12 protein-coding genes are annotated in these 12,215 nt (G+C 57.6%); 7 read left to right on the plus strand and 5 right to left on the minus strand.

From position 1 onward, the window contains the following. The first annotated feature begins 64 nt into the window (after window positions 1-64). Complete coding sequence (locus B5T_RS00630; protein ID WP_014992496.1) at window positions 65-259, plus strand: YheV family putative metal-binding protein; 195 nt, start codon at window positions 65-67, stop codon at window positions 257-259. Here the strand turns inward: B5T_RS00630 and B5T_RS00635 are convergent. Then, window positions 256-2,379 carry a TonB-dependent receptor gene (locus tag B5T_RS00635; protein ID WP_014992497.1) on the minus strand — a complete coding sequence of 708 codons (2,124 nt, stop codon included), beginning with the start codon at window positions 2,377-2,379 and terminating at the stop codon, window positions 256-258. The genes B5T_RS00630 and B5T_RS00635 overlap by 4 nt on opposite strands. Before the next feature lie 282 nt (window positions 2,380-2,661). Between B5T_RS00635 and aqpZ the strand changes: the two genes are divergently transcribed. From aqpZ to B5T_RS00660, 5 genes are all read left to right on the plus strand, one after another. Next, a complete protein-coding gene (aqpZ, locus tag B5T_RS00640; protein WP_014992498.1) occupies window positions 2,662-3,354 on the plus strand; it encodes an aquaporin Z in 693 nt (230 codons plus the stop codon). Between the two features lie 209 nt (window positions 3,355-3,563). Next, on the plus strand, window positions 3,564-4,103 hold the full coding sequence (locus B5T_RS00645; RefSeq protein WP_014992499.1) for a fimbrial protein: 540 nt from the start codon (window positions 3,564-3,566) through the stop codon (window positions 4,101-4,103). A 173-nt stretch (window positions 4,104-4,276) separates the two neighbouring features. Next, a complete protein-coding gene (locus B5T_RS00650) occupies window positions 4,277-6,682 on the plus strand; it encodes a fimbria/pilus outer membrane usher protein (protein ID WP_167321193.1) in 2,406 nt (801 codons plus the stop codon). A 19-nt stretch (window positions 6,683-6,701) separates the two neighbouring features. After that, on the plus strand, window positions 6,702-7,418 hold the full coding sequence (locus B5T_RS00655) for a fimbrial biogenesis chaperone (protein ID WP_014992501.1): 717 nt from the start codon (window positions 6,702-6,704) through the stop codon (window positions 7,416-7,418). 26 nt (window positions 7,419-7,444) lie between these two features. Further along, the gene (locus tag B5T_RS00660) at window positions 7,445-8,515 is read left to right on the plus strand and encodes a fimbrial protein (RefSeq protein ID WP_229682970.1); all 1,071 of its coding nucleotides are present in this window, start codon (window positions 7,445-7,447) and stop codon (window positions 8,513-8,515) included. 12 nt (window positions 8,516-8,527) lie between these two features. Here B5T_RS00660 and B5T_RS00665 read toward each other — a convergent pair whose 3' ends face one another. The 3 genes from B5T_RS00665 to B5T_RS00675 all read right to left on the minus strand — a co-directional run bounded on the left by B5T_RS00665 (window position 8,528) and on the right by B5T_RS00675 (window position 11,125). Next, complete coding sequence (locus B5T_RS00665; protein ID WP_014992503.1) at window positions 8,528-9,112, minus strand: hypothetical protein; 585 nt, start codon at window positions 9,110-9,112, stop codon at window positions 8,528-8,530. Window positions 9,113-9,216: 104 nt separating this feature from the next. Further along, window positions 9,217-10,392 (minus strand): hypothetical protein, encoded by a 1,176-nt coding sequence (locus B5T_RS00670; RefSeq protein ID WP_014992504.1) that lies wholly within the window; start codon window positions 10,390-10,392, stop codon window positions 9,217-9,219. Between the two features lie 88 nt (window positions 10,393-10,480). After that, window positions 10,481-11,125 (minus strand): hypothetical protein, encoded by a 645-nt coding sequence (locus B5T_RS00675; protein ID WP_014992505.1) that lies wholly within the window; start codon window positions 11,123-11,125, stop codon window positions 10,481-10,483. 146 nt (window positions 11,126-11,271) lie between these two features. Here B5T_RS00675 and B5T_RS00680 point away from each other — a divergent pair, with 146 nt between their 5' ends. Continuing rightward, window positions 11,272-11,739, plus strand: a complete 468-nt coding sequence (locus B5T_RS00680; protein ID WP_014992506.1) for a MarR family winged helix-turn-helix transcriptional regulator — start codon at window positions 11,272-11,274, stop codon at window positions 11,737-11,739. Here the strand turns inward: B5T_RS00680 and B5T_RS00685 are convergent. Beyond that, the gene (locus tag B5T_RS00685; RefSeq protein ID WP_014992507.1) at window positions 11,732-12,187 is read right to left on the minus strand and encodes a PaaI family thioesterase; all 456 of its coding nucleotides are present in this window, start codon (window positions 12,185-12,187) and stop codon (window positions 11,732-11,734) included. The genes B5T_RS00680 and B5T_RS00685 overlap by 8 nt on opposite strands. Window positions 12,188-12,215 lie beyond the last annotated feature (28 nt).

The following is a 12,215-nucleotide window of genomic DNA, read 5'->3' on the forward strand; positions in this document are numbered from 1 at the left end:
CATGTCAGTGTGTGGTGGCCATGATATGGCCTCGGAATCTGGAAATTGTTCAACGAGTAAGATTATGAAACGTCAATTTATCGCCGGTGCCACCTGTCCGGAATGCGGAAAGATGGACAAGATCCAACGTGTTATCGATGATGACAGGCAATGGATGGAATGCGTCGCCTGCGGTCTGGTGCGTGATCTGGACGCGGAACCACAGGCGACGGATGCGAATGTGCAGAAGGTGGATTTACGTCCACCCGGGAAGCATTAGAAGTTCAGACGATAGCCCACCGTCAAGGTGCGTCCTCTGCCGGTGAAATAACGGTCGTTATTGGCCAGGGCGCTTTGTGAGTAATAGGTGACGTACTGCTTGTTCAGGAGATTGGAAAGCGCCACGCTGAGTTGCCCTTTGGGCAACTGGTAGCCAATGGCAGCATCCACCAGCAGATAGCCGTCGAAGTCCATGTCATCGCCCTTCACGCTTTTATCGAAGTTCTTATCGAAAGCGTAGTTGGCTTGCACGAATGAGCTCAACTTGGAGGACCAGCGCGCCGACCAGCTGGTGATCAGGCGATCCGGTGCCACATTCAGGCCATTCAGCCGTGCATCCAGAGTACCATCGTCGTTGCTGTCATAGCGTCCACGCATGTGGGAGTAGGCCAGTTTGCCACTGTGCTTCGGTGTGAACTGGTAGCCCAGGGTTCCTTCGATGCCATCGATCTTTGTTTTCTCCCGCCGCATCACAAAAGCATCGTTTTCACGTTCGACGCGGCTGCCGTAGTCCGAAGACGAGACGTAGTAGCTTACCTCGGCGCTGAACGGACCGTCCGTATAGCGGACACCGCCTTCGATGTTGTCGGTGACGATGGGGCGCAGATTATCGAAATCATCCACGGACTGGCCTTCTTCCTCGATACCGCGCAAGGCTCGACCCACATCAGGAATGGAGAAGCCTTCGGAATAGTTGGCGAACAGGTTCCAGTTGTCTTGCGGCGCCCAGACCAGGCCCACGTTGTACAGGGTCTCGTTGAAACTGGGGTCGCCGCCTTCCACATGAACGCTGTTTCGGGCCGCTACCGTGGTATAGCTGTCGATGTTCAGTTCAGCGTATTCATAGCGGGCGCCGGCGGAGATCGTCAGGGAGTCGATGGGTTTCAGTTCGATCTGAATGAAGGGCGAGAGATTGGTGTATTCCACTTCCGGCACATAGGTGCGATTGGTCTGCCAGAGATACTGCTCGGTGTTATCAAACAGTGTGTCGAAGCCGCCGGTGAGTTTGAGCCGGCCATTCCAGAGGCCGTCCTTGGTCAGGGAAACCTTGGTGCCATACTTGGTGGTTTCCGCCATGGTCTGATCGTAGAGCCTGCCAGGCGCCGGGACGATGGCCGGGTCCTGGAAAGAATTGGAATCAGTAGCGCCAAACAGAGACTCGTAATCCTGATAGAACGCCAAAGCGTTGAGCTGCATACCCGCCAGATTGTAGTGATCGTAGCTCAGGCCGGTGGTCCAGACTTCGTTGTAAGGTGCGTCGCCTTCAGGGGTGCCTGGAGTGGAGGTAGTGGGCACACCTTTGTCCCGCTTGCCGCTAACACTGACGTACTCGTTCAGTCCCTTGATCCGATACCGGTTCACACTCAACTGCAAACGCTGATTGTCATCCAACCAGTAGGCCAGTTTCCCCATGGCGTCATAACTGCGTGAATTCATCAGATCGCCCTGGGTGTTGTCCACACCGATCAAATGATTGTCGCCGTCCAGGAACATGCCCTGCTCCTCGTAACCGAGCGAGAAGAGATAGTCGACGTTCCCGGCGTTGCCGCTCACCCCGTAATGAGTCTTGTAGCTCAGCGTCTCTGACTTCAATTCAGAGGTGGGCGTGGTGACCTGTACGTCGATGTTTTGATTCAGGGAGCCCGGTTCGGGTCTTTTGGTGATCAGGTTGATGACCCCGCCGGTGGCGCCCAGACCGTTGGTGGCGTTGGCGCCCTGGATCACCTCGATACGTTCCACCATGGCGAAGTCGATGGTGTGCATTTCCCGCCCGGTGGGCCGCAGCGGGTTGGACTGGGGAATGCCGTCGATCATCACCAGTGGCGTCCGGCCACGCAGGGTCTCGCCGCTGCCGCTCATTTTCTGACGGCTGGGAGAAAAGGAGGGCAACAGATTACTCAGGATCTGAGAGGAGTCCGAGGTGATCTGGCGCTGCTCTTCGATTTCCTCTTTCTTGATGACCCGGATCACCTCCGGCGTGTCGTGTTCAGTGGCGCCGGTTCGGGACGCACTGACGACCACCGGTTCGAGAACATGATCCTGGGTTTGTTCGGCGCCATACGCCGGGCATACCAATGCCAGCCCGATGGCCGATACCGGCCAGAGCAGTCGATGATGCATGGGGGGATTCTCCCTTACCTCGAAAAACGGAATACAGGTGACGCGTTCTCTGTAAAGGCCAGAAAAAGGTCTAATTACGAATGAAAACGATTATCATATCATGTAAGCAATGTAAGTCAACGAAGGCCGCTGGCATGCGGATGGACGGGTTGGCTTTGGTGAATAAATAGCGAGTGTTCGTAAAAGAATGACACCAAAGCGTTATTCAACGGAGATAACGCTGGTCATCGTGAGTGGTCCTTATGTATATAAACGCAATCCCCTCATACAAAGGACTGCACGATGAACAAATATATAGCGGAATGTTTTGGGACTTTCTGGCTCGTTCTCGGTGGCTGCGGCAGCGCGGTACTGGCCGCCACCTTCCCGGAAACCGGAATCGGTTTCGCCGGTGTGGCGCTGGCCTTTGGCCTGACCGTGCTCACCATGGCCTATGCCATTGGTCATATCTCCGGCTGCCATCTGAATCCCGCGGTATCGGTGGGGTTGTGGGTGGGGGGGCGTTTCCCCGGCGGGCAAGTGATCCCCTATATTCTGGCTCAGGTGATCGGCGCGGTCATCGCCGGCGGCGTGCTTTACCTGATCGCCACCGGTAAGGCGGGCTTCGATGTGAGCGCTGGTTTCGCCTCCAATGGTTATGGTGAGCATTCTCCCGGCGGTTATTCGTTAATGGCCGCGGCCCTGACCGAAGTGGTCATGACCATGATGTTCCTGATTATTATCATGGGTGCCACCGATGGGCGTGCGCCCCAAGGCTTCGCCCCCATCGCCATCGGCTTGGGATTGACCCTGATCCATCTGATCAGCATCCCGGTCACCAACACCTCGGTGAACCCGGCACGCAGTACCGGTGTGGCGCTATACGTCGGAGACTGGGCCACCGCGCAACTCTGGCTGTTCTGGGTGGCGCCAATGGTGGGCGGAGCTTCGGGGGCGCTCATTTACCGTGCGCTACTTACCAGAAATAATGAATAGAGAAATTAATATAAATCAATGTATTGATATAAACTTCTAAAATGGGGCAATGGAGCTGATATTTATCCGTCTATCAGGGAAATGTAAAATATTCCGTGATTAGGTTCCCTCCGACATGCACTGTGCTAGCTTGGAAATGGGTATTGTTTTGTGATGCCCATCACAACAGTGCGATTATTCCAAATAGGACTGTTAGAGGGAACTGAACGATGCGCACTTCCAACCTGATCGTGGTGCTAGCCGCCACGCTTTCCACTTCCGCCTTCGCCAATACCGGTGAGGTGTTCTTCAACGGGGTAGTTACGGATACCACTTGTACGGTGGATGTGGCGCAGAATGGTGTTCTGCAAGCCGACAACACCGTAACACTGGATCCGATAGCCACCGCCGACTTCGTCGCGGCGGACACACCTTACTCACCAGCGGCCTTCTCCCTGGTCGCCACCGATGCTGGCAGTGCAACCTGTGACCTCACTGGTCTTGGAGCCACGGTTCTATGGACCGGGCAGGCCTACGCCGGACACAACATTCTCGAAAATATCGCCGCGGACCCCGCTACCTCCGTCGGCGTGATATTGCTGGAGCAGGATGGCACCACACCCGTGCAGATCAATGGCGCTTCGGTAAGTATTGTTGATGCATCATCCGGTGAACTTCAGTTCAACGCTGCCTATGGGGCAACGGACACGGCTACCGTGACGGCGGGTCACGTTCGCGCCGTGGCCAACTATTCGGTGGTGTTCAACTAAATACCGAACCGGAAGGGGAATTGTGATTTCCCTGTCCCATTGCTTGACTGATCTGGTGCGCTATGACCCCAAGGAGTGGGTGGGTAGGCGCGTGCCTGATGGGTGCGGTACTGCTTGTCGGCGCGACGACCATGGTACGGGCCGAAGACTTGGATCGGACACCGGAGCCGGGGTTGGACGAGAGTACGCTCGCCTTCAACCCCCACTTTCTGTCTCTGCAAGGCGGGCAATCCGCTGTTGGTCTTCAGTCTCTGGCTCGTGATCGGGAGCTGCCCGCCGGTGAATACCAGGTTGATGTGCTGGTAAATGGCCACCCCGTGGGGCGGATGCCGGTTACCTTCAACGAATCGGAGAGATCTTCCGATCTGACGCCGTGCTTTTCCGCTCAGAGCGCGGAGTGGCTTGATATTAATCCGGCTTATCTGTCAGCCCGGGGCCTGCCGCCGGAATATGGTGGCTGCGATCTGCTCGATTTTCTGGAACAGGCCGAGGCCCGCTTCCATCCGGATCGGCTGGTGCTTGAAGTCAGCATTCCGCAGGCGGCTCTGCGGCGTCGTGCCGGTGATTACATCGACCCGGATGAGTGGGATCGGGGTATCACCGCGCTACGTCTGGATTACACCATTAATAACGCCTGGAACGAGGAGGCCGGTGGGGGGCGCTACCGCGATCAATACGGAGATTTCCGCTTGGGGGTGGATTGGCGAGGCTGGCACCTGCGCAGCAGCCATGTTTATCGTCGCGATTCGCGCGAACAGGGTCAGTGGGAGGATCGGGAAATGTACGCCTATCGTGCCTTACCCGGAATACGGGGAGAGCTGACGCTAGGCGAGAGCTTTACTCGAAGTCGTATCAACGAAAGTCTTCCCTATACCGGTATTCAGTTGCGTTCCGATACTGCTATGTTGCCGGTTTCCCAACAAGGCTTCTCTCCGGTGATTCGTGGCATCGCGCGCGGTAATGCGCGGGTCGTGGTGCGTCAGAATGGTTTCGTGATCTATAGCACCTATGTCCCGCCGGGCGCCTTTTCCATCGATGATTTGCCGTCCTTGAGCAACGGTGATCTGGAAGTCGAAATTCAGGAACAGGATGGCGAGATACGCCGGTTCATTCAGCCCTATAGCCTGGTGCCGAATCTGGTGCGTGAAGGGTTCTGGGAGTACAGCCTGGTGGCGGGCCGTTACCGTAGCAATAGTGGCGACGATCTCGGCTTTGTACAAACCGAGCTAAGCCATGGCCTGCCGGGAAATATAACCGCCTATGGTTCATTCACGATCAGCGAGGACTATTACAATAGTCTGCTCGGGGCGGGTTTGAACCTGGGACGGCTGGGTAGTGTATCCGCTGATATTACCCACGCGCGGACCCGCGCATGGGACGAGAGCACCTGGCATGGGCAAAGTTACCGTCTGCTGTATGCCAAGGGATTAGGGACGGGAACCAACTTTCAGTTACTCGGTTACCGTTATTCCTCGGAGCGTTTTCGTACTTTCAATGAGGCGGTTTTGATGCGGGATCCTGGCGCCATTTCGGCGCCGGGCAGAAAACAGCGAATGGAAGCAACGGTATCTCAAAGCCTGGGGCGATACGGGTCGGCCTATGTTTCCGCCAGCCGGGAAAGCTATTGGCATGATAGTGATCGTCAAAGTCTGCTTTCTCTGGGATATAACGGAAATGTCGGATCCCTGAGCTTCGGATTGACGGTCACAGACAGTCGTTACCAAGGTATGGATCGCGAACGTCTGTATATGCTGTCCTTGAGCTTGCCAATGGATACCCCGGCCAGTCGTGGCTACGTCGATTACCGGCTGACCGTTGATGAGGAAGGCAATGCCGATCACGGCGTTGGCACCAGCGGAGTCCTGAACGAGCACCCTGAATGGTCCTACGGTATTCGGGCCGGGCACCAGGAGGAACCGAACAGAAACAACGGCAACGCGCAGCTGGCTTATGCCGGTGACCGTATTGGACTGTCCGCTGGAGCGGCCTTCGATGGCGACAGCCGAAGACAATACTTGCAGGCACAGGGTTCGGCGATTGTTCATCAAGGTGGGCTGACATTCGGGCGGGGTGTTGGTGAAACCGCGCTGTTGGCTCATGTGTCCGAAATAGCGGGGGCCAGCTTTGCCGGCGGCGCGGCGCCAGTGCGGACTAACTCCAAGGGATATGCGTTGTTGCCCTATGCCCAGCCGTATCGGCCCAATCGCTTGCGGGTTGGTATGGAATCATTGGATTACGATGTGGAGGTGCCAGGCCGGTCCCGATCAGTGGTGCCGGAACGAGGGGCGATCGCCAGAGTGGCATTCCCGGCGTACCGTGTTAAGCGGTTCCTTGTCGCTTTGGAATGGCCCGGCGGCCACGGCTTGCCGTTGGGTGCTGAAGTTTTGAATGAACAGTCGGATGTTGTCGGCATGGTGGCAGAGAACAGCCGGGCGATGATCACCGTGAAGTCGACGGATAAAAGCCTGTTCCATATACACACGGATGAAGGTGTTTGCCGATTCGAGATTACTCGGGAACGACTGGGGGCGGCAACGAACAGAGCCGTGGAGACGATTTCGAAGCAGTGCGAACGCTAATAGTGCAAAGGAGAGAACTATGAGTATGGTGGCGCGCAGCGGAATAGTGGCTGTTCTGATGTGGGTGTTTGCCTCACCCACCCATGCCGCCTTCGTACTGGGAAGTACCCGGATCGTTTTCAATGAGGGCGATCGGGATGTCAGCCTGGTGGTGACTAACACCTCATCGGTGGCTTATGCCGGTCAGGTCTGGCTGGACCCTCTCCCCGTTGGCACGAAAGACGGAGGAGCCCCCCTCTCGTTTTTCGCGGTAACCCCGCCTCTGTTCCGATTGGAGAGTGGAAAGGAACAATTGCTGCGTTTTTTTCGTGCGGAGGGCACGTTACCGGAAGAGAAAGAAAGTGTGTTCTGGCTTAACGTTCAAGAAATCCCGCCTCAGGCGAAAGGGAAAAATGTTGTTCAGTTTGCCCAGAGGATACGGATCAAACTGTTCTATCGCCCAGAGAGTTTGCAGGATGCGGACTCGAGAGAGGCGGCCAGAAAACTCACCGCCACTTTTAAAGGAGGGCGGTTGTCTCTATCGAATAGCAGCCCATTCTCCATCTCCTTTCTCGAAGTGGTGGTTAGAAAGGGCGAGCAGGAATGGCAGCTGAAAAGCCCGGTCATGATATTGCCCGGCGATGTGGGGTCAGTGTCGTTGCCCTCCGCGATTACACCCCCATTCCAGGTTCGCTACCGTTATATCAGTGATTATGGTGGTCATCATGATGGCCCAGCGCTCGAGGTGACCCGGTGAGAGCCTTTCAATGGGCCATGGGGTTCATGATGTGTCTGGTGCTGTTGCCGGAATCGGCCAGCGCAATCGGGTTTTGCAATGGTGGGCCTTATACGCAGACGGTCACCTTCCAAAGGGATAGCCTTTCCGTGCGCGTGCCTCAGGACGACGCGGGTCAACATGTCCTGGTCATCCAGCAGGATTCCACCTATACCGGTTGTACCAGCCTGGGGCTGTTACCTTCCGTATCCAGTACCATAAACAGCAGCTTCGGCAATGGCGGGAGCAGTACCGCCCCGGCGGCGGCGGGTTTGCCCGCGGGGTTCAGCGGCGTCAGTGCCCGCCGCTTTCAGGTCACCGGTGGGATCTACATTCAGAATTTTTTTCAGATCATCAGCGGTGGGGACAATGTCTACTGCGGCCTCACCGGCGGGTTATGTGACCTCAGCCTGATTGGATTACAGATTGGAGCCTCGGTCACATTCCGCACCTATACGGTGCTGGTAATCAGTGGCATCAACAGCCTCATTGGTACCACACAGTCGGTTTCCAGCTCCCTGGGACGCTTGACCGTTACCCAAGGCCTTCTGGGATCGATCTATGTGGATGTGAATGCGGGCCTGAACTATGTATTTGACCGCGCCAGTTGCGACCTCCTGGATGTCAATCAGGTGGTCAATTTACCGACGGTGGGCACCGTCGATATCACCACCGGCGGCTTTGCGGGAAGTACGGATTTTGACATTCGTCTGAACAACTGCGTGGTACCCCGGTCATTATCCACCAGCACCAATACGTTTGCCAGTTCGCTGATTCGCATGACATTCCTGCCCTCTTCGGGGCAGTTGGTTTCGGGCAGCACCACGGACCTGTTGCCGGCGGATGCCGGACTGCCGGGTGTGGCCGGTGGCGTGGCGTTTCAGATTCGCCAGCGCGCCAACGACTCTCCAGTAGTGTTGGACGGCGCCACCGAAATCACTGCGCCGTTTGGTACCCGTGCGGCGGTTGAGACCACCGAAACTTATCAGTTCAAGGTCGGGCTGGTTCCGGTGACCGGGGAAAGCGTGACCCCCGGTCTGGTCACTGGTGCGGTGACTTTCGAGGTGGAATACCGATAGGGAGGTACGTCGTTATCCCGCCACCATGACAAACCGAACGGTGAGACCGGCCGCGATCAGCGTCAATCCGAACAGGGAAACCGAGACGATGCCCAGAACCATGCCAAGCGTGGTGGTACCGCGGCTGCTTTGATCCGCGCCGTGGACGCGCATGGCACGTAAGTCCTGAGCCCCTACCATCCAGGCAACAATGCCCAGAGGCTGAAACAGCAACAAGGCAATGCTGCCCATCAAAACCAGTTCTTTTGCTTGTGCTTCACGAGGCTGCCTCCCGCATGTGCGTGACGCGGCTCGGCCAACGAACGCCGCGCAGATCAACAAGGCGTAACCCCCCATGGTCAGGCTCTGAGTTATGGCGCCGTCGACGAGTATGAATAATTCCAGGTTGGGATCACGAGAGCCGATCAGACCGGCACCCAGCGCCAGGTCCACCGACAGGGAATAAAGGGCATTCAGCCAGAGCAACAAGGCGGCCGCGATCATCAACAAGGCGGGTTTGCGAAAACGGCGAAAATACAGGCCGCTGGCAATCAACGCCATGATCGCCGGCAAGAATGTCGGCCCCGCGCTCAGCAGAGCATGCAATAAACTCAGCATCGGTAAGCTCCGGATCGGGCAGGTTCCAGATGGCCGCCATCAACGTTCCCGTGGGTATGAATGGAAACGACTCTTCTCAAGGTAACGCTCCTGTTGCCACCGGATCAGTGAAAAGGTCGATAATGCTCGACGAAGTGCGTAACGGTGAAAGCCAGCACGGCCAGCGCCAACAGGAACAACAGAACGGCGATGACGCCCATTACCGTGCCGGCGAGAGTGGCGGTGCGGCCTGCCGGATCCAGGCGGCCTTCGCGCATGGCACGCAGGTCCTGGACGCCGAGCACCCAGGGCGCGATTCCCAATGGCTGGATTGCCAGCAATGAAACCAGGCCCAGGGCGAGTACCGGTGAGCCGTGATGGTGGGTGGGCCGCGGGATCTCCTCCTCGGCTGAGCCTGGAGAAGGGTGTCGGCGTCCGGCAAAGGCCGCGCCGATCAGAAGAAGCAACAGGGAAAGGGTAAGCACGCCCAAGACGCTGCCGCTGATCAGGGCCAGATCCGGCACCGGGCCTCCGGGCGGCAACCAAAGGCTGATGATGAAGCCGTAAGCCACCGGCAAGAGCACCAGAATGCTGGCGATGAACATGAGCAGCGCGGCTTTGCGGTTACGCCACAACAGCAGCACCGCGAAAGTGATACCGACACCAAACTGAACCAGGGTCCGCAAGCCGGATGGCACGGAGAGCATGGTTGAGCTCGAAATACCGAGAATGAAACAACCCGCCGTGAGCAGAGCCAGAACGAAGACGGTACTGACGATGATGCCGAGGATCATGCCAACCAGGGTACTGTCCCTCCCCGTTGTTGCCATGCGGCCTTCGCGCATGGCGCGCAGATCCCGGGCGCCAAGGATCCAGGCGAAGACGCCCACTGGTGGAAGCAGCAAGGAAACCAGACCAAGCGTCACTGTCAGAGCGCCCCGATGAGCGGATACCGGGGATGTCCGGTCCGCCTCCAGAGTGCCGGTTACTGGCGGGTGGCCACGGCTGACGAAAACGGCGGACATCAGCAACAGAACGGTACAGGCGCCGAGCACGCTATGGATACTGTTGTTGATAAAAACGCCGGTGATCGACGGGAGTCTGAAAAACGACAGTGCCGGGCCAAGAGCGCCGTAGCCCATATCCAGGAGCATCAGAACGCTGGCGATGAGAACCAGAAGGGCGGGCACGCGATAAGGCCGCATGTGTTTTGCGCTCAGCGAGACCCCGACCAGGAAAGGGATCAGCAGTTGCAGGAGATTGAGAGCGGTGAGAATCGACAGATCTGAACCGGATGGCATGGAGTTCCTTCTCCTGAAAACAATAAAATCCAGGTTTCAATGCAATATTAACGGGGCGCCGTGGCGGCGCCCGCGTTAACGGGCCCGCTCAATAGCTCCAATTGGTGTTGGCCAGAGCGGCGATGAAGAATCCTATCGCGATCAAACCGAGCACGAAAAGCACGATGGCGATGATGCCCAGGACCATGCCCGCCAGGGTGGTGCTACGGCCTTCCGGGTCCATACGGCCTTCGCGCATGGCCCGCAGATCCTGCACGCCGATCACCCAGGGGGCGATACCCAGAGGCTGGAACACCAGCAAGGAGATCAGGCCGAGCGTCAGCACAAGCGCACCGCGATGATTCGGTGCCTGGGCCAGTTGGGGCGGAACGTGGGAAAGCCCCGCGTCGGCGTCTTGATAGGCAGCGGCTGTCTGGCTTTTTTCACGGCCGACGAAAGCGGCGGAGATCAACAAGATGGTGGCGGACAGCGTGAGGATGGCGTACACGCCGCCATTGATGGCTCCGAACACCTCCCAGGACTCGGCACCGCTTATCAGAGGCATGATGAAGAGCTGAGAAACAACGTTGTATCCCCCTTCCAGGAACAGCAAGACACTGGCGATGATGACCAGAACCGCCGCTTTTCGCGCCCGCTGCATGTTGATGGCGCCGAGAACGACACCGATGATAGCGGGTATAAGCAGGGGCAGCGCATACATAAGCGCGACCAGCGCCTGGCCTGGATCGGACATGGGAGCTCCTTCTCGTTGCAGCGGACAATGAGCGTGATGATCGCATAGGAGTGTGGATAGGTGCCAATGTCGCCGCCGTGGACGCTGCTTGACTTACGCCGGTTGTTCGCCGGTAGTATTCACGGCATCTGTTTTGGAAGCCGTTTATGGTTATCGACCGGAAAATCAACACCGCCTCCAGTAGCATGAAGTCGCTGCACGAACTGGATGTGGCGCTGGAACTGCTGCATTTCGGCTTTCGTGGCCTGACCGTGGAGGCGGATCGCTATCTTGCCACCCTGGGTCTTTCGCGTGTGCATCACAGGGTGTTGTATGTGATTGCCCGTGCCGAAAAGATTACCGTGGGCGAGTTGGCCGCCACCCTGGGCATCAGCAAGCAGGCGTTGCACCGGCCGCTGACGCTGCTTGCCAGTCGGGGCCATGTGTTGCACACCCGTGATCCCGAACGCCATCGTTATAAATGCCTGTCGCTGACCCGCAGCGGTGCGGAGATCGAGCAACAGGCCACGGCGCATGAACATACCGCCATAGGCACGGCACTGGAGAAGGTGTCCGGCGAAGGTAAAGAGGCCTGGTATGAGGTGATGCGTTCACTGGCCGAGCGTCTCAACTGACGCTTTCGGCCTTGATCATCAGCGTCGCCGTGGCCCGGGCGTAAAGCTTGCCACCCTTGTCACGGATATCCGCATCGCAGATCGCCAGACTGCGGGTACGTTCCACCAGCCAGCCCTCCACGTTGTACGCCGCCTCGGGTTGCAGGGGGCGCACATATTTTATCGCCAGATCCACCGTGGAGTATTGGTCGGTGGCGTCCAGGGTGGAAAACAGGGCCAGTGCCGCCGCGCCATCCAGACAGGTGGCCGCGAAGCCGCCATGTACCATGCCCAATGGGTTGAGATGTCTGTCATCCGGCCGCGCTTCAATCTGAATACGCCCCCGTTCGGCCGCCACCGCGATCATGCCCATGGTCCTCCCAATGGAAGAGCCGTGGCTGCGATGCTTGACCAGTTGCTGCAATACGTTCAGACTGGAAGTCGGAGATGTTTGAGAGTCCTGCGTCATGGTTAATGCCCTTTCCTGTGAAGGAAAG

The sequence above is a fragment of the Alloalcanivorax dieselolei B5 genome (genome assembly GCF_000300005.1).
In the GTDB taxonomy this organism is placed as follows: domain Bacteria; phylum Pseudomonadota; class Gammaproteobacteria; order Pseudomonadales; family Alcanivoracaceae; genus Alloalcanivorax; species Alloalcanivorax dieselolei.